This is a genomic window from Rhodopirellula sp. UH5 (assembly GCF_056839225.1).
This window is the reverse complement of the sequence record NZ_CM166390.1, coordinates 2,828,725-2,851,852: the sequence shown is the minus strand read 5'-3', so window position 1 is coordinate 2,851,852 and position 23,128 is coordinate 2,828,725. Positions and strand designations below refer to the sequence as shown.

Sequence of the window (23,128 nt, the reverse complement as noted above, 5' to 3'; positions counted from 1 at the left end):
TCCCCGGGTCACGCGTGAATCGCTTGGAGGCAATCTTCCAAGCGATTTCGCGTTCCTGACGACAATGGATCGCACCACCAATTGTGTCGTTTTCTGAAAGCTGCCATCATCCCAGTCAGGTAAGTTGGCTCAAATCCACGTCTCAGGAATGACATTGGCCGCAAATCAATTTCAGCGAAACGATTGGGTGATCTACCGCAAACACAAAAGCAGTGTTTCGCCGGGGCCGCGTGCTTCCGACGTTCATGCCGCTGGGAAGGGAAACACCTACCGCTACGTGGTGGAGAAGTACTGGATGGTGGAAGAAGTCCTGGCTGACAACCAATTGAAGATCTGCACCCGTCGCGGGAAACGCCATTTGGTGAGTGCAGACGATCCGTCGTTGCGGCGGGCTCGGTGGTGGGAACGCATTCTTTATCGCAGTCGATTCGAAGCGATCGATTTGAACTCGCCCGTCAGTCAAGAAGACGAGATCGAGTCGAGCTGAGCCGTCGGCTGGCAAAGCATCGCAACCGCTTGAGAAACCGGGCCGATGGCAGGCCCGTGCCTTCTGCATTGCGATTTGCCCGTCCGTTCGCGTTGCGATCTGGACGTGGCGATTCTTTTCAGCAACTCGCCAGCGTGAGTTCGCTGGCCCGATCTCGGGCACCTTTGAGGTCAAGTTTTCCGGTTCCCAGCAGCGGGATCTGGTCGACTTCGAAGAAACTGTCAGCGGCTGGGATGAACAAGTTTGCCAGTCCGGCTTCCTTCAGCCCTTCGCGGAGTGCGTCGGGGATCTGGGACGTGGGCAAATGCAAGACGATGATGCGTTCGCCTTTGCGGTCGCATGGAACGGCGGTGACGCAAACGCGGACTTGGTCGTCGTCCTCACCTTCGGAGAGCAGTTTGCCAAGTTCCTCTTCGATTCGAACGTGTGGCACCATCTCGCCAGCGATCTTGGAGAAGCGACTCAGACGCCCCGTGATGTGCAAGAAGCCATCGTTGTCGATGTGCGCGATATCACCGGTCGTGTACCAACCATCGATGACAGCGGATTGAGTCAGGTCATCGCGATTGGCGTAGCCTCGCATCACATTGGGACCGGTCACGAGCAGCATGCCGTCTTCATTGGCATCCAATTCGGTTCCATCGTCAGGCGAGACGATCCTCGCTGAGATCCCGGGCAAGGGACGGCCCACACTGCCTTCGACGCGATCGGGTTGAAACTTCGCAGCCGAACGTGAGGGCGGAATGTTGACGCTGACCAAGGGGCTCATTTCCGTCGTGCCGTAGCCTTCGACGGGGCGGACTCCAAAGCGTTTCTCAAAGGCATCGAACAGGTCGGCGGGCATCTTCTCGGCGCCCACCACCGCGACATTGAGCGTCTTGAATTGTTCCGGGGTGATGCGTCGCAGGTAACCACGCATGAACGTCGGTGTGCCCAGCAGCACCGTGGCCTTGTACTTCTCGGCCAGTTTGCCGATCTGTTTGGAATCCAGCGGGTTGAAGTGGTAGACACCGGCGGGGCCAAGCGTTTGTGCTGCCCAGAGCGTGACCGCGTAACCAAACGAATGAAAGAATGGCAGCACGCCGATGACCACGTCTTCGGTGGTCAGGCGGATCGCACGATTGACGGCATCGACATTGTGGCTGACGTTTGCGTTGGATAGCAGCACGCCTTTGGGCATTCCGGTGGAACCGCTGGTGAAGATGACGGTCAACAGGTCATCGCTCTGGATTTTGTTCAGGCCCAGAATTCGATCCAGCAGCCAGCTCGGCACAATCGTCGCTTGGAGGGCCGCGATGACTTTGTCGGCCAAGCTGACTTTTTCTTTCAGTTTGTCCAGCGAAACAATTTCGGCGTCCAGTTCCACATCGATCTTTTCCAAGAACCGATCGCTGGTCAGCACGTGTTTGATTCCCACATCGTGGATGCAGTGGTTCATCACCTCGCTGCTGACGGTGTAGTTGAGATTGGCGCTGACACGTCGATCAGCGGCCAAGGCCACGTTCACCGCGACGGCACCGACGCTGGGGGGAAGCAGCACGCCAATGAATTGTTCGTCTTTGGAGAACACCTCTCGATGCAGGCAGCGGCGCAGAGCCAGCGTGTTGATCAACAGTTTTCTGCCACCCACTTCTGTGCCCAAGGTGTCGGCGGCTTGCAGTCGTTTGCCCCGGCGTCGCCAGACCCGCAGAACTTGGCGTGCCAGCACTGGGAATTCGCGACGGTGATCGATTTGGGCTTGGGACCCCAAGGCTTGGACCTTGCCGCGAACGGTGGAGATCGGGGCGTCGGCCGGCAGCGGATCGCCGACGTACACCGTGATTGTCCGTCGAAACTTGTCGGGCCATTTCCAGAAGTACTTGCCGCCGGAGAAACTGAAAATGCTGCCCCACATTCCTTCCAAGTGAACCGGAACGACTTTCGCGTCGGTGTTCTTCAGGATTTTGCTCATCCCCGGGCGGAAGGCCTGCAATTGCCCGGTTCGCGTGATCGTGCCCTCGGGGAAAATGCCGACCACGTCACCCTTGTTCAGCCCTTCGCGGGCGTCACGGATGGCTCGTCCAATCGACTTGGGGCCGCCCATCATGAAGATCGTGTCAAAGGCTCGGCCGAGATAATCGCCGATCTTGGACGTGAAGTTGCTGCCGTCGACCACGAAGCGAACGTTTCGTGGAAGGGCCCACAGAATCAAGATCCCATCGATCCACGACATGTGGTTGCTGACCAGAAGGCAACCGCCTTCCTTCGGGAATTTCTCCAATCCCACGACACGTTTCCGGTAGAAAGTGGCCAGGACCGGGCGAAACAGGCCACGAACAAACAGCCGTGGAGAGAACACGGCCAGCAAGATCGCGATGACCAGCAGGGCAATGAGAACAATCAAGATGATGAGATACGTGTCCACCGGCAGCAGCTCCACCTACACAAGTCGAAAACGATGTGGCTGTATCCTCGCGATGCAGCCCAACGCATGATGATACGGTCTGGAGCCCTGCGTCGAGAGAGCGGCTCGAGGAAATCGTTGGTTGCTGCCAAGAAGTCGGGAAAAAGCTACCATGAGTCGTTCGATTGGCCATGAGTTGTTCGATTGGATTGTCAACGGATTGAACCGAGGCTCGCGAGAGGCTCCCCGTTTCTTGCCGCTCGCGCGATCACGATCGACGCCAGGCGGTTTGCATCAAGAAGGAAATTGCATGAACGAAGAAAACGCTGCTGAAAACGAAACCAGCCAACCTCACCCGTTGTCCGCCGCTGGGAGACGTTGCTTGGGCGTGTTGGTTGAAAAGGCCAAGACGACGCCGGACGGCTACCCACTTTCCTTGGCCGGTTTGATCACGGGCTGCAATCAAAAGTCCAATCGTTCACCGCAAATGCAGGTGGATGAATCGGACGCTCTGTCAGCCTTGGATGAGCTTCGGGCCGCCGGTGCGGCTCGCGAGATCCAAGGCAGCGGACGGGTGACGAAGTACCGGCACGCAGCCTATGAGTGGCTGGGGGTCGACAGTCCCGGGGCGGCGATCATGACCGAGTTGTTGCTGCGTGGGCCCCAAACCGCGGGCGAGTTGCGCACCCGAGCGTCTCGCATGCACAAATTTCCCGACCTGGATTCGCTCAAGACCGAATTGGATTCGTTGATCGAGAAAGGTTTGGTCGAATCGCTGACGCCTTCGGGGCGCGGGCAAACATTCTCGCACTGCTTGTACACGCCCCAAGAACGCTTGTACTTGGTTGACAAAATCAAGAAGCAGGACGCTTCGGCAGCGCCCCCCAAATCGGCACCTGTCACATTGGAACCGGTGGAATCTGGGTCAGGGAAGTCCGCCCACGATGATCGAATCGACAAAATTCAAGATCGACTCGACAGCGTGACCGCCAAACTCGAGGCGCTTGAAAAACGCTTGGAGTTCCTCGAGTCATAGCGTGCGGACCGGGCATTTCTTTCCCGGCGGTTCCTGAGCCATTTGACTCCTAAGCGGCTCGGCGCAGTGGTTCGGTTTGAGCGGTGTCAGTCTGAGGTTGGGCGGCAGCGAATTGTGCTTCCATCTCAGCGGACGACAGGGTTTCAACGCAGGAACCGTCTTCGTCGTGGATTTTCAACTCATCCTCTTCGGTGAACCAGATGGCCGAAGTGCTGTCGGTGCGGAACCGGCGACCTCGATAGAATCCGTCGCAAATGAAGACGGATTCACTCCATTCGGCTTGCGGTTCACTCGGGCGAATTTGAATGGTATCCGGCGAATCTTCTGCGGGTTGGGTGTTCAGCCAAGCCTGGAAGCAGTGACGAGCCCGTGCCAATTTTTGCGATGGCGTCATGCGTCTGTTCGATCCACGATTGATAGGGCAAAATGGGTGCCGACGAAGACAACCCAACCCTTTCAATCGGACCGCAGGCGGTCAGGGCATCGGTCGGTCGCGTTCCCGCATCAGGGGTGACTCGACCGGGAAATTCGCTGCCTTTTCGCTGGTTTACGCAATCGGACTGGTTTGACACTGGTTGCGGGCCTTCGTCGCGGTGAAGGCTCGTCACGTCGCTTTGCTACCACTTCCTTGATCCTCTTTCTCTTTGACCCGCCATGCGAACGCTGATTGACGAATCCCAGCTCGATGACGGGGTGTCGAAGTTGGCCAAGGAAATTGATTCCCACTACGGCGATCGGCCCATCACAGTGGTCGCGGTGATGACCGGATCGTTGGTCCTCTTCGCCGATTTGATTCGCCGGTTGTCGATGCCTCAGCGAGTCGGCGTGATTCATGCGTCGAGTTATCGGGGCGGAACACAGGCGGGCAAATTGGAAATCGATTCCAAGATGCTGATCGATGTGCAGAACCGGGATGTGTTGTTGGTGGATGATATTTATGACACCGGAGCCACGTTGACCAAGCTCAGCGAAGCGATCGCGGACATGGGCGCCTCCAGCGTTTCCACGGCGGTCTTGCTTCGGAAGTTGCGACCGGAGCAGATCGGCCCGAAGCCTGACTTCGTGGCGTTTGAAATCCCGGACGAATTTGTCGTCGGGTATGGGCTGGACTACCTCGACATGTATCGCAACTTGCCGTTCATCGGTGTGTTGGAACCGGACGAGATTGAAGCGACGGCGCGCCAGTGAGTGCGTCTCGGGTGATGTTCGTGGCTCGGCACTATTGGCCGCTGTGCGCGGGGCGACACGAAGCCGCTGCGGCGACGTTTGAATTGACCCAGCGGTTGGCGAGCTGGGGCATGCAGGTGCAGGTCGTGACGCCTCGGCACGGCAACACTTGGCCAACCGAAATCATGTTGGGTGACGTGAAGGTTCATCGTGTGGCGGCAGCCCCTCGCGGTGATTGGTCGACGCAGCGTTACGTCCGGCATTTAGGACACTGGTTGGCTGAGAGAATGCCCGGGCTCGATGCGATCGTCTGTGATCAACTTCGGGAGGAATCTCGGGCGGTGGCCACCGCAGTTCAGTCGGGGGCGCCGGAGGTGGGCGGCGCGAGAGCCACCGTGGGTGTTGCGATGTGCGGCGGATGGGGCGAGGATTCGGATGAGACCTGGTGCCAAAACACGAGAAGCGGCCGCCGCGTCCTGCAATCCTGCATTGGGATGGATGCCGTGGTCACGGACCATGCCAAAACGGATCGTTACTTGGTTTCGCACGGTGTTCCGGCGGAAAAGCTTCGCCGGCGTCCGGTCGGTTTCCATCGACCGGTCAGGGTGACAAATGAGGAACGAATGGACGCGAGAAGGAGTTTGCGTGGGATCAATCTCGACCTGACCACCGACAACGATTCACGCGTGCTTCTGTGGTGCGGGCCGATGGCCGGACCGGCGTCCTCCGAAAGTGGTGTGGGCGCCTTGGTCCAGAGCGCCCGTTTTCTCGCTGCCCGAGATCCGGATCTGAGAATCTGGATGCTTGGCGACGGCAAGCTGCGCGACTGGGTGCACGCGGAACTCCGAGCCGAAGGCGTTCGCAGTGTCGTCGCGATTCCGGGGTCGTTTTCGGACATGACGGAAATCTGGCGTTCGGTTGACGCCGTCGTGCTGAACGAAGATTCTCAGCTGCGGTTCACCTTTCCGGCAACATTGGCGGCGGGGCTTCCCGTGATTGTCGCCGATCATCCAGCGGCGAGGGAATACTTGCAAACCCAATTCGACGCTTCCATTTTGGATTCGTTGGCTTGGTATGAGCCAGCCAAGCCGAGTACGCTGCGGAAAGCGTTTCGTTCCGTTTGGGGCGATTTGGAAATGGCCAAGCAACATGCCTTCGAATTGGCACGCGATCTTTCGCGTCGTCATCCCTTGGAACCGGAATTGACGTTCTGGCAATCCATTTTGCGTCCCGATCAAAACATGTCCAACCCGAAAGCCTCATGAAGATCGCCTTGGTCATTCCCACCATGGACCGTGGTGGCGCCGAAAAACAGGTGGTCCTGCTTGCCAAGGGGTTGCATGAAGCCGGGCATGACGTCCGCGTGTTCTTGCTCACGCGTGATGGCCCTCGGAGTGCAGCGCTGCGAGACGCTGGCATCCCCGTCGACTTGATTGGCAAGCGTTTCAAAGTGGATCCAACGGCGTTGTTTCGATTGAAGAAGGAGCTCATTCATTTCGCACCCGATGTGGTGCACACATGGTTGTTCGCCGCGAATTGCTTTGGGCGTGTGGCTGCGAAATGGGCGGGGGTTCCCGTCATCATTGCCAGCGAGCGTTGCGTGGATCCCTGGAAGACGTCCTGGCACTTTCGCATTGATCGACGATTGCAGAAGCTCTCGCAGGCGATCACGACAAACAGTACCGGCGTCCAAGAATTTTACTCGGCCAATAGGTTGGATCCGGCGCAGTTTGTGGTCATTCCCAATGGAGTCGAGTCTGTCGGCACAACGGGACTCTGCGAGATCGATCGCGAGGAGGCGATGGGCCGGTTGGATGTGCAGCCAGATCGTCGATTGATTCTGGCCGTCGGTCGACTGTGGCCTCAAAAACGAATTCGTGATTTGATCTGGTCAGGCGAGTTGCTGGCGACCACGCACGGGGCGACGACGTTGGTGATCATTGGGGACGGGCCCCAGCGAGATGAATTGGTTCGCCACCGAGACGCGGTGTCCTCGCCGTTGCACGTTCGTTTCGCGGGGCAGCGAGAGGATGTCGCTGAACTGCTGCCGCACGCGGATCTGTTTTGGATCGCGAGTGAATACGAAGGGCAAAGCAACGCGGTGATCGAAGCGATGTTGGCGGGCGTTCCCGTGGTCGCATCGGACATTCCCGGCAATCGAGACTTGGTCATCGAAGGGGAAACCGGATGGCTGTTTCCGCTGGGGGACGAGGCGGCTTTGGTCCGCCGAAGTTTGTCGGCTTTGAATGACCCAGAGGAATGCAAGCGGGTCTCCGAGCGAGCCCGACAACGCATCGTCACGGAGTTCTCGCTCGACGCGATGGTCGAGCGCCACATCGAACTCTACGTGCGACTTTTGTCGGAGCGGGTTTTGCCTGAGAGGTGATCAAATCGCTGATCACGCTCGCTGCCATTCGCAAAGAGGGCCCTGCAGCATTGCTGCAGAACCCTCTGATTTATGCGAAACAAATCTCCAACGGCATTCACTGTTTTTGGTCGTGAGTGCAATCGGGATCGCGATCAACGGGCGTGCCAACTTGGTCGACAGGATGCGTGAAGAGGTAACGCCAGACCGCTTCGTGTTTGTACTCGCCCGTTTTCGGATCCTTGGCGGCGGAGCGTCCTGGCTGCACGCTGCTGTGCGCTCGCTTGGCGTCTCCGTCGACATCGAAGTCCGTGATCAAACGGCGGGTGTGTCCATAGGGCGGTGCCTGTTCATCGACGTTGACAATCGGGCCGAAGGCATTCAGTCCGAGCATTTCCCAGCTGCGGCAGTAGTGGTCATCGACCCAGCCACCGTCCAGCACGTGAGAGAACGCGAAGTAGCGGTTCGGCGGCGTCGCCGACGGAAGGGCTTGCCAGTTTTGGTGCTGGTCCCGCGGTCCACACAACGCGACGACGCGAGCGACTCGTTGGTGCTTGGCAAATCTCGCGGCGGTGGTCGAACCGTGAGAACTGCCGGCCACGATGACTTTGTCCCAGTTCAGGTCGGTGCGGTCTTCGTTGAGGAATTGTTCCCAGTTGCCGGGTGAATTTCGTTCGGCCAGCCAACGAACAAATTGGAAGGCTCGTTCCGCCATCCCGTCAGGTTTGGCCAGGTCCACTTCGTCGGTGTAGTCTTCCCCCGTGGCGGCTTCCAGACGCATGTTGCCGCGACAGGTCGGGGGAACCGGTTTTTCTTGGCAGCAGATGCTGAACCACTTGTTGGCGTAGTGGACTCGAATCGCATGCAGGCCGTAATCGCCTACTTTTTCGAACAGCTGTGAGTTGTGGCCCATCAACCAAATCACCAATTGGCCTCGGGAATTGACGTTGGGATTGAACATCGCCTGCTGTTGATCCGCCGGTTTTCCTTTGGCGTCCTCGATCAAGAAATTGATTTCCGGGTAGGCCTTCACGCGAGGATCGATCTCCGATGCGCGAGCGGTGATTTCAAAACGATCTTGTTTGGCGGCTTTTTCGGCTGGCCCGCGGGTTTGGGCTGTGACGATGGAAGGGATAAGGATGACACATCCGGCCAGGAGAGCGGCGGCGGTCCGCCATCCAGCCACTTTGACGCGAGGGATTCTCAAGACAGAACGCGAGGGTGTGAAACTCGGCATGGGGTCACTTGTTGGGGGAAAGAAGGGGGATTTGGGGAGGGGACGTGTGAAACGCCGCCAATACAATAGCTCAAACCCCAGAGGGTTTTCTTGATCCAACGCAGAGTGGTACCTTTGAATCGTCCATTTTCTGTCAATTTGCAATTTTGAAGATGGGTGCCGAAGTCAGGCGGTCGTCACCGATTTAGATCGTTCGTTGTTTTCACTTGACCCAGTTACCTAGGTGATCCGTTGACTTACTTCGGTTTCGTGCTCAAAAGCCTGTGGCGGCGACCGCTGCGCACGGGGCTGACGCTGATGGCCTTGGCCACCGCGATTGGTTCCGTGATGGCTTTGTCGGGCGTGGCCGAAGGGTTCACGGAGTCATTCCGTGGGGTGTATGAATCACATCGAGTCGATGTGGTTGTTTCACGCCAAGGTTCCGCGGATCGTTTGAGCAGTTCGCTGGAAGAAACTTATGTCGCGCGGGTGACGGCGGTCGAAGGTGTCGCCAGTGCGGCGGGAGTTCTTTTGGAAACCTTGTCGGCGGAAGACCAGCAGGTTTACGGAATTCCAGCGATGGGAATGCGGACCGAATCGTGGTTGTTCAAGGACTACGAGATGCAATTGGCCGGTTCGTTGGCGTCTGAGAACTCCGAGGTGAAGGGGCAGGTTTATTTGGGCGAGAACCTGGCAGGACGACTGGATTGTCAGCCGGGCGCGATTTTGAATCTGTTCGATGAACCGTTTCTTGTCGCGGGAGTTTTCCAAAGCGGAAGCGTTTGGGAAAACGGTTCGATGATCGTGCCGTTGGACCAGCTTCAGGATTTGGCTGGCCGTGACGGGCAAATCACTTACATCAACGTGGTGCTGGACGAGTCGATCCAAGCGTCCGACGTTGGTCAGGTGGTGGAGCGAATCAAAGCGGTGGATGTCAAGCTTCTGCCCTTGGCGACGGATGAGTTTGTGAGCTCGGATACTCGGATGCAATTGGCCGGCGCGATGGCTTGGATGACATCGACGATCGCGTTGTTGGTGGGAGCGATTGGAACGCTCAACACCATGATGACCAGTGTTCTGGAACGAACCGGCGAGATTGGGATTTTGCGAGCGATCGGTTGGCCAGCCAAGCGAATCGCGGGAGTGATCCTTTGCGAATCGGTGATGCTTGCGTTGATGGCTTCGGTTTTGGGCGGACTCGGTGCGAGCGTGTTGCTGCAGGTGTTGGCAAACAGCGAAGCAACGGGTGGATTGCTGCAGCCGACGATCGCGACAGGGGTCTGGGTGCGAGGGCTCGTCGTGGGGTTAGGGATTGGTGTTTTGGGCGCGTCATTGCCCGTTTGGCGTGCGTCACAGATGCGCCCTGCGGATGCCCTTCGCCACCAGGGATGATTGCGAGGCGAATGACGCATGACACATGAAACAACGAAACATTCGAAGGTAGGGTTTGGCGTGAGAAACGAACCAATTGCCGTTGTGGGCATCGGGTGTCGCTTTCCTGGCGATGCGGACGATCCGTCCGCGTTTTGGGATCTGTTGGCATCAGGAACAGACGCCATCTCGCGGACCCCCAGCGATCGTTGGAACTTGCAAAAGTTCTATCGTCCTGGAGATCCATTGCCCGGCAAAACGCAGAGCCAATGGGGCGGTTATGTTCGCGGCATCGAGCGATTTGATCCGGCTCTGTTTGGGATCTCGCCCCGCGAAGCCGCGGCGATGGACCCGCAACAACGAATGCTGTTGGAAGTCGCTTATCGAGCGATGGAAGATGGCGGTGCGCCGCTTGGCACGTTGGCAGGCCGCCCGGTCGCGGTGTTCACCGGGATCAGCAGCATCGATTATGCGGTCGCCAGCCTGAGTTTCGAAGATCGGGGGGAGTTGGGACCGTACACGAACACGGGATCGTCCAGCAGCATCGCGGCCAACCGAATTTCGTACTGTTTTGATTTGCGAGGTCCAAGCGTTGCCGTCGACACCGCGTGTTCGTCCTCCTTGGTTGCGCTGCACATGGCTTGCCAAGCGATCTGGAACGGCGAAGCTGAAACGGCACTGGCCGGAGGTGTCAATGCGCTGATCATGCCGGACTTTTATGTCGCGTTCAGTCAGCTCGGCGTGCTGTCACCGGACGGCCGTTGCAAAACCTTTGATTCGCGAGCCAACGGATACGCCCGCAGTGAAGGCGCGGGAATGGTGCTGCTGAAACCGCTCCGCGAGGCCCAGCAAGATGGCGACCGAATCTACTGCACGATCCGGGCGACCGCCCTGAATCAGGACGGTCGGACTCCCGGTTTGACCGTCCCCAGCGGTGAACAGCAAGAGCGGTTGGTCCGGCGCACGTGTGAGTTGGCCGACGTCGATCCCGCCGACGTGCATTACTTCGAAGCTCACGGGACCGGAACGGCCGTTGGGGATCCGATCGAAGCTGGGGCGCTGGGGCGAGTCATCGCATCGAGTTCGCTCCACCGCGATTCACCATGCCGAATCGGTTCGGTCAAAACAAACATCGGGCACTTGGAAGCCGGGGCTGGCATCGCAAGCTTGATCAAGGTTGCTCTGTCGATGCACCATCAAGCCATCCCGCCTCACTTGCATTTGCAGACCCCTAACCCCGAAATCGATCTGCGTGCTTGGAACCTGCACGTTCCGACCGAGTTGGAACCTTGGCAAGCGGAAGGGGCGATTCGAATCGCCGGGATCAACGGATTCGGCTATGGCGGAGCGAACGGTCACTTGATCGTTGAAGAAGCTCCACGCGGGAAGGTGGCAAGCCAATCGACGAGTGGTTTTTCCGACGAAGAGAACCCGGCCGAACCCGGCGGCACTCGCCCCGTTGTCCTGCCCATTTCGGCGACCGATCGCAAGTCATTGGTGGAAGTTGCGGATCAGTGGAATGGTTGGCTGACCGAACAATCGCAGTCTGGCGACGGTTTGTTCGAGCTCGCGGCAGTGGCAGCGACGGCGGCTCATCACCGCACGCACCATGATGTTCGCACGTTGGTTGTTGGCGGGGATGTTTCGTCGTTGCAGGCGGAGCTGAACACCCTGGCGGATTCGTTGCGTTCAACGACTGCCTCGAATGAAACCTCTCTGATGCCAGCTCGTTTGCCTGCTGCAGAACGGTCTCAAGGGATTGTGTTTTTGTGCTGTGGTCAGGGACCGCAGTGGTGGGCGATGGGACGTGGGTTTTATCGAGACAACAAGGTCTTTCGTCAGATCATCGAACGCATTGAGATCGAGTTTCAAAAGCACACCTCGGAATGGTCGCTGATCGAAGAACTGCATCGCGATTCGGAAACGACTCGGATGGATCGTACCTCCATCGCGCAGCCAGCCCTGTTTGCGATCCAAGTGGCGCAAGCCGCGATGTGGGCTTCGGTTGGGATTCGTCCAAGTTTGATCATTGGGCACAGTGTCGGTGAAATTGCCGCGGCTCATTTGTCCGGTGGGCTGGATTTCGCGGATGCTTGCCGCGTGGCAATTCATCGCGGCCGGACGATGGATCTGGCGACCAGTCGCGGTGCGATGATTGCGGTTGGTTTGACGGAAAAGGAGGCGGAGAAACGAATCGCGGCGCTCGCAAAGATTGATCCGTTGATGCCCGCGACGGTTGCCATTGCCGCGGTCAACGGCCCGGCTTCGATCACGTTGTCGGGCGACAAGGACGCGATCGAAAGATTGGCGGTTTCAATCGAAGCGGATTCGATTTTCTGTCGTCGACTCGCCGTGGAGTATGCCTTTCACAGTCCACAAATGGACCCGGTTCGCGACGAGTTGTTGCGTTCGCTCGATGGCATCCAGACGCGGCCTTTGCACACGCCGATGATTTCGACGGTGACTGGACGTGCGATCAGCGAAGCTGATTCATTGGCTGGTGAGTATTGGTGGACGAACGTTCGCAGCGGGGTCCGATTTGCCGATGCGGTGATGGTGGCAGCGAAGGCGGGGCATGGCGTGGGGATTGAGTTGGGACCACACCCCGTGTTGGCGTTTGCGACGACGGAGTGTTACGGGCACACACCCCAGAACATTCAGTTGATTGCGACGGCACGGCGACCGAAAACAGAATCGAAATCCAGTGATTCCGCGGAGGTTGATCAAGACCAAAGGCTTTGGCTGAGCAGTCTCAGTGACCTGTTCTCTCTGGGGTTTGAAATGGATTGGTCGGGGGTCGTTCCTCGGCCGACGAAACGGGCCAAGTTGCCGCTCTATCCGATGCAGCAGCAAGCGTTGTGGCAGGAATCGGAACAATCCCGTCGCTCTCGGCTAACGACCTCCGTGCACCCGCTGCTTGGTGACGCGGACCGATCCGCCGACCCGGTTTTTCGTGGCCGAGTGGATGGTGACAACCAAGCCTATTTGCTCGACCACCGTGTTCGCAGTGCGGCGATGTTTCCCGCCGCAGCAGGAATCGAGATGGCGTTGTCAGGAACGCTCTCGGTGTTGTCTCAGGCCGCCGAATTGGCGGGCGATCCCGAGCCCACTCGGATCCGACTTCAGCGATTGCAGTTGCTCAACGCGATGATCTTGGATCCATCGCAGACGCATCGATTGGAAACCTCCTTGGCGGGCGACCGACGTTCCATCGAAATTCGATACAGTGAGATTCCGGGCGATGCCTGGACGGCGCTCTTGGCGGCGACCCATGGGACTCCTGCGCCAATCGATGCCGATGCCAAGCGAGCCCAATTGCAGGCGGGCCGGAAACGTTGCCAACAAAGTTTTGACGCAGAGGAATGTTACGACTATTGCCAGTCGATCGGCTTGAACTACGGGCCCGCGTTCCAAGGCATTCGCGAGGGCGTTCGGTGCGATGGCGAGTCAATTGCGACGGTGCAGTTGGAGCCATCTGTTCGCACCCCTGCCTTTGACGCGGAGGCCTCGCTGTTTCTTGTTCATCCTGCGGTGCTGGACAGTTGTTTTCATGCGATGGTGGTTTGCGATCCACTGTTCGGCAATTCACCGGGTGGGTTGTACTTGCCACATGAAATCAAAGACATCCAAGTCGATCTCGAGAGAATCCAGTCGGTCGGATTGGATTTGTCATTGACGGTGCATGCGAAAATACGGCTGAAGACGGAACACCGTCTGTTGGCGGATTTGGATCTGTATCTGGACGACGGATCGCACTTGGGTTCGATCGTTGGATTCGAAAGCCGACGCGTGGGCGCCGAGACCGAACGATCGACCAAGGATCTGCTGTATCGATATCGTTGGCAGGCGGATGAGTTGGAAAGCTCGTCCAACTCAACGAACGAGAAAATGGTGGTGTTCTCGCCAGCGGATCTCGCCGATGAGCTCGTTCGCGGATGGGGAAAGTCACGCGAAGACTTCTTGTGGGTGCATCCCATTCAAGACCCAACTCAGCACGCGGGACAATTCGTGGGCGATGGCTCGGTGGATCAGGATTGCTACTGGGTGGACGCCGATGACCCGCAATCCTTTTCGCGATTGTGGGCTGAACTCGGGATCCATGAGTCGACGGAAGACTGGCACCTGGTCTATCTGTGGGCCATTGATGCGTTGGACCCGCTGACGTTGGAAGCGATGTCGCCAAGCGATGCCAGTGATGCACTTCGTGACAGCACCTTGATGAGCACGCGGGCTCCGCTGCATTTGGTTCAAAGTTGGGAGGCGATTCCCGATCGTCCGGCCACGCGATTCACGATTGTGACCTTGGGGGCTCAGTCGGGTGATGAATTGGATCAACCGGTTGCTGCGATTCAGATGCCCTTGGTCGGTGTCGGACGCGTGATTGTGAGCGAGATCGGATCGCTGCGAACACGTTTGGTGGATTGCGATCCGAACGCGAATTTTCCGCTGGAAGGGTTGGCTGCTGAATGGGCACGCGAAGACGCGGAAGACGAGGTGATGTTGCGAGATGGCGTTCGATACGTCCACCGTTTCGTTCCTGACATGCATCGTGAAGAACGCTGGACGGCGATCGATCCAGAGCAACGTTCGGCCTGTCGGTTGGTCAAGGGCACCGCATCGGGAGTCGACGAACTGAAGCATCAGGCTTTCGGCCGAACATTGCCGCATGCGGACGAAGTTGAGATTCAGGTTGCCGGCGCAGGGTTGAATTTCAGTGATGTGATGAAGGTGTTGGATCTGTACCCCGGGTTGCCTCCTGGCCCGGTTGCATTGGGTGCCGAAGTCAGTGGCACGATCACGGCCGTGGGCGACGACGTCCAAGAATTTGCGATTGGCGACCAAGTCATCGCGGTGGCTCCCGGCGGATTTGCGACGCATGTGTTGGTCAATGCTGCGTTGGTTGCGAAGGCTCCTGAGGCGATGGACCTGGTCGATGCATCCGCAATCCCGGTGGCTTGGCTGACCGCGGATCACGCGATGAATTCGTGCGCTCGGTTGAGGGACGATGAATCGATCTTGATTCACGCCGCCAGTGGTGGCGTGGGGCTGGCGGCGATCGAGGTGGCACAAGAGTTGGGCGTGGAGGTTTTCGCGACGGCAGGCAATGATTTCAAACGAGAGCATGTTCGGTCGCTGGGCGTTGAGCACATTCATGATTCCCGTTCACTGAACTTTGTTTCTGAGATCGCCGATTTGACGGCGTCCCGTGGTGAACCGGGGATCGATGCGATTCTGAATTCGCTTCCGGGAGAAGCGATCCCCGCGGGGATGAGTTTGCTTCGAGTTGGCGGGCGTTTTCTTGAGATTGGCAAACGAGACATTTACGCCGATCAATCGCTGGGCATGTACCCGTTACGCAACAACCTTGCCTTCTTTGCGATTGATTTGGACCAGCTGTTTCAGCAGCATGCCGTGCGAATGGGCAAGCGTTTGCGAGCGGTGGTGCAGAAGTTCAACTCGCGAGTTTATCACGGCCATGTTCCAAAACGTTTTGCAGCGTCAGACGCTGCGTCGGCGTTCCGGTTCATGCAGCAGGCCAAGCACATTGGCAAGGTGATCGTTGACTACACCGTTCCACCGGTGCAGGTGCAAGCTCGCGACGAAAGTGAATTCCAGTTCCGCAGCGACGGAACCTACTGGTTGGCCGGCGGTTTAGGCGGATTCGGTTTGCGAATCGCGGATTGGATGTCCGAGTCCGGGGCGGGCACATTGGTGCTCAGCGGACGAAGCAAAACCCTTCGCGAGCAAGCCGTCCCTGTGATCGAGAGAATGCGATCTCGCGGGACTCAGGTGGTGGTGCTGCCGTGCGATATCACGGTTCCCGATGAGATTCAGCAGACGTTGGATCACATCGACGAACAGTTGCCGCCGCTGCGTGGCGTGTTGCACACCGCGATGGTTTTGGAAGACAGACTGATCGTTGATCTGGATCGTGAGACCTTGGATCGAGTGCTGTGGCCGAAGGTGCTCGGCGGGTGGAATTTGCACCAAGCCACTCGGGATCGTGTTCTGGATCAATTCATTTTGTTCTCGTCTTTGTCGAGTGTGTTTGGGCACGCTGGGCAAGCGAATTATTCCGCGGCGAATGCGTTGCTGGACGGGTTGGCCCATCACCGCCGTGTGTCAGGGCTGCCTGCGACGGTGGTCAACTGGGGGCACCTTGGTGAAGTTGGCTACTTGGCCGAACGGGAAGACCTGAGCGAACGATTGCGGCGTCAGGGGGTGCTGGATTTCTCGTCGTCCGAAGCAACCGAATGTTTGGCTCGCGCCTTGCATCGTGGAGTGACCCAGTGCAGCGTGCTACGAATGGATTGGTCACGTTGGCGCGGGTTGGGTTTGACCAAGGACGTCTCCCCTCGATTTGCGCATTTGATTCGTGGAGGCAACGACACCGAGCAGACGCTCAACGGTGAATCACTCCGTCAGGTAGCAGCTTCTGATCGGGAGCGATGCTTGCACGAAGTGGTGTCGGTCAAGTTGGCGTCGTTGCTGGGCGGAAACGTTGCCGAGTTGGATGTTGACCGGCCCCTGTTGGAAATGGGGTTGGACTCGTTGATGGCGGTTGAGCTTCGTAACTGGATCGAGGGCCAGCTGCAGTTGAAACTTCAGATTGGTTCCCTGATGCGTGGATCCAGCTTGAAGTCCTTGGTGGCAACGCTCAGTGAATCCTTGGCGGCCGAAACCGGTGATTCCGAAGGAGCCTGGGGAACGCAAGTTGGTGCGGACGAACAAGATGAGATCGCGGATGATCCGGCGATGCAGGACCGTCAACGTTATCCGATGTCGGATCAGCAGACGGGACTCTGGTACGCATTTCGTCGCAATCAGAAGGGGACGGCATTCAATGTGTTTTTGCCGACGCGCTTGCGATCGCCGCTGGATGTCGATGCATTGCGGAAGTCGATGGAAGGCGTGGTGCGGCGTCACGCGGCGTTGCGGACAACGTTCACGGATTCATCGAGCGAGCTTCAGCAGATCGTTCACGACGAACTGAAACCCGAGTTTGTGGTTGAGGATTGGTCGGCATCAATCGATGGCGAGAATGATCAAGACGCCTTGCTTCGAGCTGTGATCGAAGAGACCCAGCGTCCATTCGATTTGCAGAATGGACCGATGATGCGAACGCGTCTGTTCCGGTTGGCGGAAGACGACTGGGTGGTGGTTGCGACGACACATCACATCGTGGTTGATTTCTGGTCGTTGATTTTGATTCTGGGCGAGATCAAGCAGTTCTACCCGCAATATTTGACCGGTGCGGTTCCATCCATCGTTGCGCCCGAGAAGGACTACTTCGAGTTGGTGTTGCGTCAGCGTCGACTGCTGAATTCGCAACGAGGTCAATCGCTGAAAGAGTATTGGACGAAGACGTTGGCGGATGTCCCCAAGGTCTTGGAAGTGCCGACAGATCGAACCCGTCCGACGACATTCACTCAGTCTGCCAAGATTGTCGGGATCGAATGTGCGGAGGAGGTCGGCGCGGCGATCAATCAAGTTGCCAAACAAGCCCAGGTGACTTCGTCCTCGGTTGTCATGGCGGCGCTTCAGGTGATGTTGCACCGAGCCAGCGGTCAAGAGAAGTTCATCATCGGAAGTCCTTTCGCGGGGCGGACGCACTCCGATTTGGAGGACACGGTTGGCTTCTTTGTCAATATGTTGCCGTTGGTGGCCGACGTTTCTGGGAATCCAACGTTCCTGGATCTGGCCCGCCGGGCGGGCGATCGCTTGGTTGACTCGATGCAGCACGAAGAATATCCGTTTGCACAAATCGTTCGGGATGTGGATCCCCCTCGTGACACGGGCCGCAGTCCACTGATCCAGGTCTCTTGCACGTTCGAAAAGGCGCACGTGCGAGACGAAGAGGGACGTGCCGGATATCTGTTTCCATCGGCGACTCAGGTCAAGGAAATGGCAGGGTTGAAGCAGGAAAGCTACCCGGTTCCGCACCAAACCTGTCACTACGATTTGGAATTCATCTTTGAGATGACTGGCGATCATCTGAGTGGGATGATTGTGTATTGCAAGGACCTGTACGAAGCGGACACCATGCAGGCGATGGCGGATCAGTTCGTGTCGCTGCTTGGGAAGTTGTTGGCTGAGCCGAACGCATTGGTTGATTCGATCCACTTGTTCAAGGGGATGCAGGCTCAGCAATCGATGTCCCAGCAATCATTGCCGTCTGATCGGAAGAGCGGCGCGGATGAGAATGAGCGGACGACTCTCAATGCGTTGATTTTGAAGGGAGCGACTCAGCAATCGCAGACCAAGGCATCGAGTTCACAGGAGCAGGCTGAGGTCGGCGGTGGGCGGCGACGATCCTTCAACCGATTGTTCCGGTCGCCAAAATTAAAGCCAGCCAGCCCTTCCCTTTCTGACTTGGCGGACGAGGCGGTTGCGGGATCGGTTGCGACTCGAGACTTGATCGCACGACGGTTGCAGACGCATCATTTTGAACGCGGTGAGTTTGTGCCTGTGCTGGCGAAGCCCGGCCAGCGAGCGATGGATTTGATTCTGGCGTTGCAGCAGATCGGTGCCGTCCCGGTGCCTCTGGATTCCAGTCGTCCTTCCGTGATGCTGGATCTGGTGGTTCAGCAAACGGGAGCCACCCGGATCTTGGTCGATCAACTCGGCGAGGAAGTTCCTTCGGCATTGCAGTCGTTCACATGGGATCAGCTGACCGGTTCGCAAAATGGCGTGACCAATGGGAACGGTAAATCATCGCTCCCTGGTGCGGCGAAGGATCCGGTGGTCACAGCCGAGGACGCGGCTTACGTGATCTACACGTCGGGAACAACCGGAGTTCCGAAGGGCGTTGTTGTTTCGCAGGGTGCGATCGCGAACACGTTGCGATGGCGAGGTCGGATCACGCCCTTGAATTCATCTGACCGCATGCTGATGCCACTCTCGCATCAGTTTGATGCCGGGTTGGGCATGACATTGTTTGCCTATGCTCAAGGAGCCAGCGTTGTCTGGCCGGACGTGGATCGAGTCGCCGATGTCGATTCGGTGGTGGACCAAATCATTCGCGAAGGTGTGACCGTCTTGGTTGGTGTGCCTTCCTGGATTGACTTGGTCGCCTCGCATCGCAAGTTTGCACATTGTCATTCGTTGCGGCACGTTTGGATTGGTGGCGAAGCCATGCCCGAGAGCCTGCCCCGGACGATCCGTCGAAACAGTGAAGCCCAGATTTGGAATTGCTACGGTCCGACAGAGGCAGCGGTGGAAGCGACCGCGTACCGCATCATTGATGTTCATTCACCGCGACGCATTCCAGTGGGTTTGCCTGCGGATCATACCGACGTGGTCGTGTTGGATTCGGATCGACGCGAAGTGCCGTCCACGTTTGTGGGCGAGTTGGCCTTGGTCGGAAAGGGATTGGCCGACGGGTACCTCGGTGATGAACCATTGACTCATCAGCGGTTTGTGACGTTGGGCGATGGCAGACGGGCTTACCTGACTGGCGATCAAGGTCGTCGGCGAGTGGATGGCATGGTGGAAGTTTTGGGGCGCATGGATCGGCAGCTGAAAGTTCGTGGGTACCGCATCGAGCCAACGGAAATTGAAAGTGTGCTGAAGGATCATCCTGCAGTGGCTCAGGCGGCTGTGGTTCCTCGCGAGATTGGCGACACCGAGGCGAGCCAGTTGGTTGCCTTTGTGCAGTTGGACTTGCCCGAGTCGACGGACGGGCATCCAGGCGATGCTGCGGAACGCGGGACGCAGTGGAGCGATGTGGTGTTGTCGTTGCAGCATCATGTGGCGGAGCATTTGCCGCCATACAAACGCCCCGCTCACATGCAGCAAGTGGAGGCCTTTGTGATGACCGCGAGCGGCAAAGTGGATTTGAACGCGTTGCCGGAACTCGCGCAAGACGCTTCCGCCTTGGCGGCGTATCAGCCACCGCGAACGAGTTTGGAACAGCATCTTGCGGATCGTTGGACGGAGCTGTTGGGATCGCAGTTGATTGGGATCAATCAGAACTTTTTCGAGTTTGGCGGCAGTTCGCTTCAGGCGGCGATGTTGACGAATCGGTTGAGTGAAGATTTGGGGGTCGATGTGCCCTCGTCGTTGCTCTTTGATCTCGCTGACATTTCCGCGATGGCCGGGCGATTGGCAACACTGTATCCCGAGGAGCTTTCGCGACGATTTGGGGAGTCGTCCGTTGAGTTCTACGCAGACCAAGCGATTCAGCAGAATCACGGTCTGAATGAATTACTGGCTCCGTTGAAAGTCACTGGGGAGCGGACTCCTTTGTTCATGGTTCACCCGCCGGGAGGCATCGTCGTTTGTTACCGGGAATTGGCGGCGGAATTGCCGGATGATCAACCGATGTACGCGATTCGCTCGCGGGGATTGCACGGGAAAGAAGCCTTGCCAGAGACGATGCGGGCAATGGCCGCAGAGTATGTCGACGCTATTCGCTCGGTTCGGCCGGAGGGGCCGTACGTGATTGGCGGATGGTCGGTCGGCGGGGTCATTGCCATGGAAGTTGCCCAGCAATTGATTTCCTCTGGGCACGATGTCGAGGGATTGATTCTGCTCGACTCGTCCATCCCGAGTGGGGCCAGTGACCTGGTCCCTGCGGAAGATCAAACCAACGTGGGATTGGAATACGGCATTGATTTGACGCTGGACGAGTTGTTACAGCTCCCGAGCGAAGAGCAGTTGCCTTTCCTGTGGCAGCACGCTGAGAAGTTGGGAGTGTTGGATCAAGACACACCTGCTGACGTTGCTGCTCGGGCAATCGACGATTTGAAAGCCTTGTTCCACCACCATTTGAAGTTGGCCACCCAGTACAAAATGAAACCCATTGCAACACGGATCGTCTTGTTCCGCCCCACCGACGTTCCGTTCGAGACGGAAGGCAGTGCGGATCGTGGTTGGTCTCATTTGGCGGATCGCGCGGATGTGATTTTAACTCCTGGGCACCACCACAGCATGGTTCAGGATCCTCACGTCAAGCACTTGGCTCGCTCCCTCTGCGACTCCTTGGATGTGAATTCCGGTCTGAATGGCTCAAATCTGAATCGCTCGAATTCCAATGTGAGTCATGCGGGTGGCTGAGACGCCGAAGCACTCGCACAGCGGTGAACTCAAAATCGGATTGGTGTGTGCCATTGTGGCTCACACGATGTGGGGTTTGTTTCCAATTTATTGGCGACAGATCGGCAACGCTGACTCGATGGAATTGGTGTCTCACCGGATTGTGTGGTCGTTCGTGACACTCGGTCTGGTGCTGCCTGTGATGCTTTGGCGGGGACGGTGGGGAGGTTTCTCAGTCGTCTTGCGAGAGCTTCGTAGTCGTCGTGTTTGGGCGGTTTATATCGTGGCGGCGTTGATGATCGCGATCAATTGGTTGGCGTTCATTTGGGCGGTCAACAACAACCGCGTTCTGGAGGCGTCGCTGGGATACTACATCAACCCGTTGTTGAACGTGTTGTTGGGAGTGGTGGTCTTGGGCGAGCGTCTTCGTTGGCCGCAATGGGTGGCGGTCGGGTTCGCCGCGGTGGGTGTGTCGGTGATGGCGATCGGCAACGGTGGTTTGCCGTGGGTCTCGATGGCCATGGCGTCTTCCTTTGCCGTGTATGGCTTGGTGAAAAAGAAGGCCACGCTTCCCGTGCTGCTTGGTTTGATGTTGGAAGTCACGGTGTTGGTGGTTCCCGCAGCGATCTACTTGGGCCTACGTTTGGCAGAGGGTGTTTCGACGATGCAAACCGGGACACCCGTCGAGTTTGGAATGCTGTTGGGGGCTGGGGTGATCACCATTGCACCGTTGGCGTTCTTTGCCGCCGCTGTCCAGCGAGTGGATTTATCGCTGATGGGGATTCTGCAGTACGTCGGCCCGACGCTGCAGTTTTGGGTGGGCTACGTGTTGTTTGAAGAGCCGTTGGACCCGTCCAGAAAGGTGGGGTTCGTTTTTGTTTGGATTGGGTTGCTGATCTTCTTGGTGGCGTCTCAATTCAAACGCCGACGCTCCACGCTGGTCGCGGAAGCGAATTGAGGATCGACCTTCCCGCTGATCCCGAGAATGCTTTTGACGCACCGTGATCGGGAGAAGGCCACCGGCAGCTGCGGCTCAGTAGATCTGCACGTCGAGGGGAGTCTCGCCGTTTTCAGGCCGATCAATCACCGCTTCTGCGAAATCCGGTGGCCCAAATTTTCCGCGAGCGTTGTTGCTGAAGCCGTAACGCTCAGCGGGGATCCCGAACTGATTTCGGGACAAGGCGCCGTCGTTGTCTGTGTCGTGGAACGCAGCAATGGCAAATCGTTTTGGGAGTTGGCTGATTGGGATCGTGCACGCCGCCACGCCATTGGGCTGAATGGGCAATTGGGCGGCGACCAACGCATTCTCCGGATCATTGAACGAAGTGTCGGCGTTGTAGAGTGCCAGCCAAACCAGCGAGTCACTCGGGATGGCGCCGATGACTCGAATCAGGACACGTTCCTCGTTCGCGTCAGCTGCTTCGCCGGTGGCCAAGTCCAACGCCGTCAAAGAATTGTTGTGGGCGGGATTGATGCTGGATGCATCTGGAAAGGCCGGCGGGCGGAACTGGTTTTGTCGGTAAGTCAGGACGCCGATTCCAGTCAAAAAGACCAGGGTCGCGAAAGCCATCAGCAGCGAGCCGTGGTTTTGTTGCCAGCGCTCTGGCAGTGACTGCCAAGCGTTCCAGCTTGGTTCCAACTCGACCTGTTCGATGGGGTCGGATTTTGTTTCTGCTTGGGGTTCGAACCCGTTTTCCATCTGTTCCATTCCCGACAAGATTCAGCCCGACTGGACCTGTGTTTCGCTCAAGGAGGCTGTTTCAGCCGATTCGATGGCGAATCGATCGTCCGAACGGTCTGTCCCAAGCATCGTTGATGGCGAACAACGAGTGCCCTCAGGGTAACCGAAATGCGCGATCGATGCGACGAAGCGATTCAACCTGCAACTTCGTCAAACTGGGGCTGGGATGGGTTTCGCAAAAGAGATGCTTGACCTAAACTAGCGGAGCGATCTGCTTGATGGTGGCGACCCTTGCGACTGTGAGTCGTGAACCTGGTCAGGCCTTAACTGGAGCAGCCATAAGCGGTGTAACTTTGTGTGAGGGTTGCCTCCACCAAGCAGACGC

Annotated in this window: 12 protein-coding genes and 1 other RNA gene; 9 read left to right on the top strand and 4 right to left on the bottom strand. The window is 57.7% G+C overall.

The features are described from left to right. Window positions 1-148: 148 nt before the first annotated feature. Entirely contained in the window at window positions 149-487 is a 339-nt protein-coding gene (locus UH5x_RS10175) for a hypothetical protein (RefSeq protein WP_047815612.1), read from the top strand. Between the two features lie 118 nt (window positions 488-605). Here UH5x_RS10175 and UH5x_RS10170 read toward each other — a convergent pair whose 3' ends face one another. After that, window positions 606-2,906: an AMP-binding protein gene (locus UH5x_RS10170; RefSeq protein ID WP_482635595.1), complete on the bottom strand. Its 2,301-nt coding sequence runs from the start codon at window positions 2,904-2,906 to the stop codon at window positions 606-608. Window positions 2,907-3,180: 274 nt separating this feature from the next. On the opposite strand from UH5x_RS10170, the gene UH5x_RS10165 reads away from it, so the two are divergent. Beyond that, the gene (locus UH5x_RS10165; RefSeq protein WP_482635594.1) at window positions 3,181-3,906 is read left to right on the top strand and encodes a YceH family protein; all 726 of its coding nucleotides are present in this window, start codon (window positions 3,181-3,183) and stop codon (window positions 3,904-3,906) included. Window positions 3,907-3,955: 49 nt separating this feature from the next. Here the strand turns inward: UH5x_RS10165 and UH5x_RS10160 are convergent, their stop codons facing one another. Further along, window positions 3,956-4,300, bottom strand: a complete 345-nt coding sequence (locus UH5x_RS10160; protein WP_047815531.1) for a hypothetical protein — start codon at window positions 4,298-4,300, stop codon at window positions 3,956-3,958. A gap of 260 nt (window positions 4,301-4,560) precedes the next feature. Here UH5x_RS10160 and hpt point away from each other — a divergent pair, with 260 nt between their 5' ends. Genes hpt through UH5x_RS10145 form a run of 3 tightly spaced genes read left to right on the top strand, consistent with a single transcriptional unit; the run spans window position 4,561 to window position 7,459 of the window. Continuing rightward, window positions 4,561-5,094 (top strand): hypoxanthine phosphoribosyltransferase, encoded by a 534-nt coding sequence (hpt, locus tag UH5x_RS10155; RefSeq protein WP_047815530.1) that lies wholly within the window; start codon window positions 4,561-4,563, stop codon window positions 5,092-5,094. Next, window positions 5,091-6,338, top strand: coding sequence for a glycosyltransferase (locus UH5x_RS10150; RefSeq protein WP_482635593.1), 1,248 nt, complete (start codon window positions 5,091-5,093; stop codon window positions 6,336-6,338). The genes hpt and UH5x_RS10150 overlap by 4 nt, the downstream gene beginning before the upstream one ends. Beyond that, window positions 6,335-7,459 carry a glycosyltransferase family 4 protein gene (locus tag UH5x_RS10145; RefSeq protein ID WP_482635592.1) on the top strand — a complete coding sequence of 375 codons (1,125 nt, stop codon included), beginning with the start codon at window positions 6,335-6,337 and terminating at the stop codon, window positions 7,457-7,459. The genes UH5x_RS10150 and UH5x_RS10145 overlap by 4 nt, the downstream gene beginning before the upstream one ends. Before the next feature lie 97 nt (window positions 7,460-7,556). Here UH5x_RS10145 and UH5x_RS10140 read toward each other — a convergent pair whose 3' ends face one another. Next, window positions 7,557-8,675 carry an alpha/beta fold hydrolase gene (locus UH5x_RS10140; protein WP_047815527.1) on the bottom strand — a complete coding sequence of 373 codons (1,119 nt, stop codon included), beginning with the start codon at window positions 8,673-8,675 and terminating at the stop codon, window positions 7,557-7,559. 231 nt (window positions 8,676-8,906) lie between these two features. Here UH5x_RS10140 and UH5x_RS10135 point away from each other — a divergent pair, with 231 nt between their 5' ends. The 3 genes from UH5x_RS10135 to rarD all read left to right on the top strand — a co-directional run bounded on the left by UH5x_RS10135 (window position 8,907) and on the right by rarD (window position 22,020). Continuing rightward, window positions 8,907-10,046, top strand: coding sequence for an ABC transporter permease (locus UH5x_RS10135; protein ID WP_482635591.1), 1,140 nt, complete (start codon window positions 8,907-8,909; stop codon window positions 10,044-10,046). A gap of 84 nt (window positions 10,047-10,130) precedes the next feature. Continuing rightward, complete coding sequence (locus tag UH5x_RS10130; RefSeq protein ID WP_482635955.1) at window positions 10,131-21,083, top strand: SDR family NAD(P)-dependent oxidoreductase; 10,953 nt, start codon at window positions 10,131-10,133, stop codon at window positions 21,081-21,083. Continuing rightward, window positions 21,076-22,020: an EamA family transporter RarD gene (rarD, locus tag UH5x_RS10125; RefSeq protein ID WP_482635954.1), complete on the top strand. Its 945-nt coding sequence runs from the start codon at window positions 21,076-21,078 to the stop codon at window positions 22,018-22,020. The genes UH5x_RS10130 and rarD overlap by 8 nt, the downstream gene beginning before the upstream one ends. 75 nt (window positions 22,021-22,095) lie before the next feature. Here the strand turns inward: rarD and UH5x_RS10120 are convergent, their stop codons facing one another. Further along, window positions 22,096-22,770: a DUF2141 domain-containing protein gene (locus UH5x_RS10120; protein WP_047815525.1), complete on the bottom strand. Its 675-nt coding sequence runs from the start codon at window positions 22,768-22,770 to the stop codon at window positions 22,096-22,098. 253 nt (window positions 22,771-23,023) lie between these two features. On the opposite strand from UH5x_RS10120, the gene ffs reads away from it, so the two are divergent. After that, window positions 23,024-23,118, top strand: an RNA gene (ffs, locus tag UH5x_RS10115) — signal recognition particle sRNA small type. The last annotated feature ends 10 nt before the right edge of the window (window positions 23,119-23,128 follow it).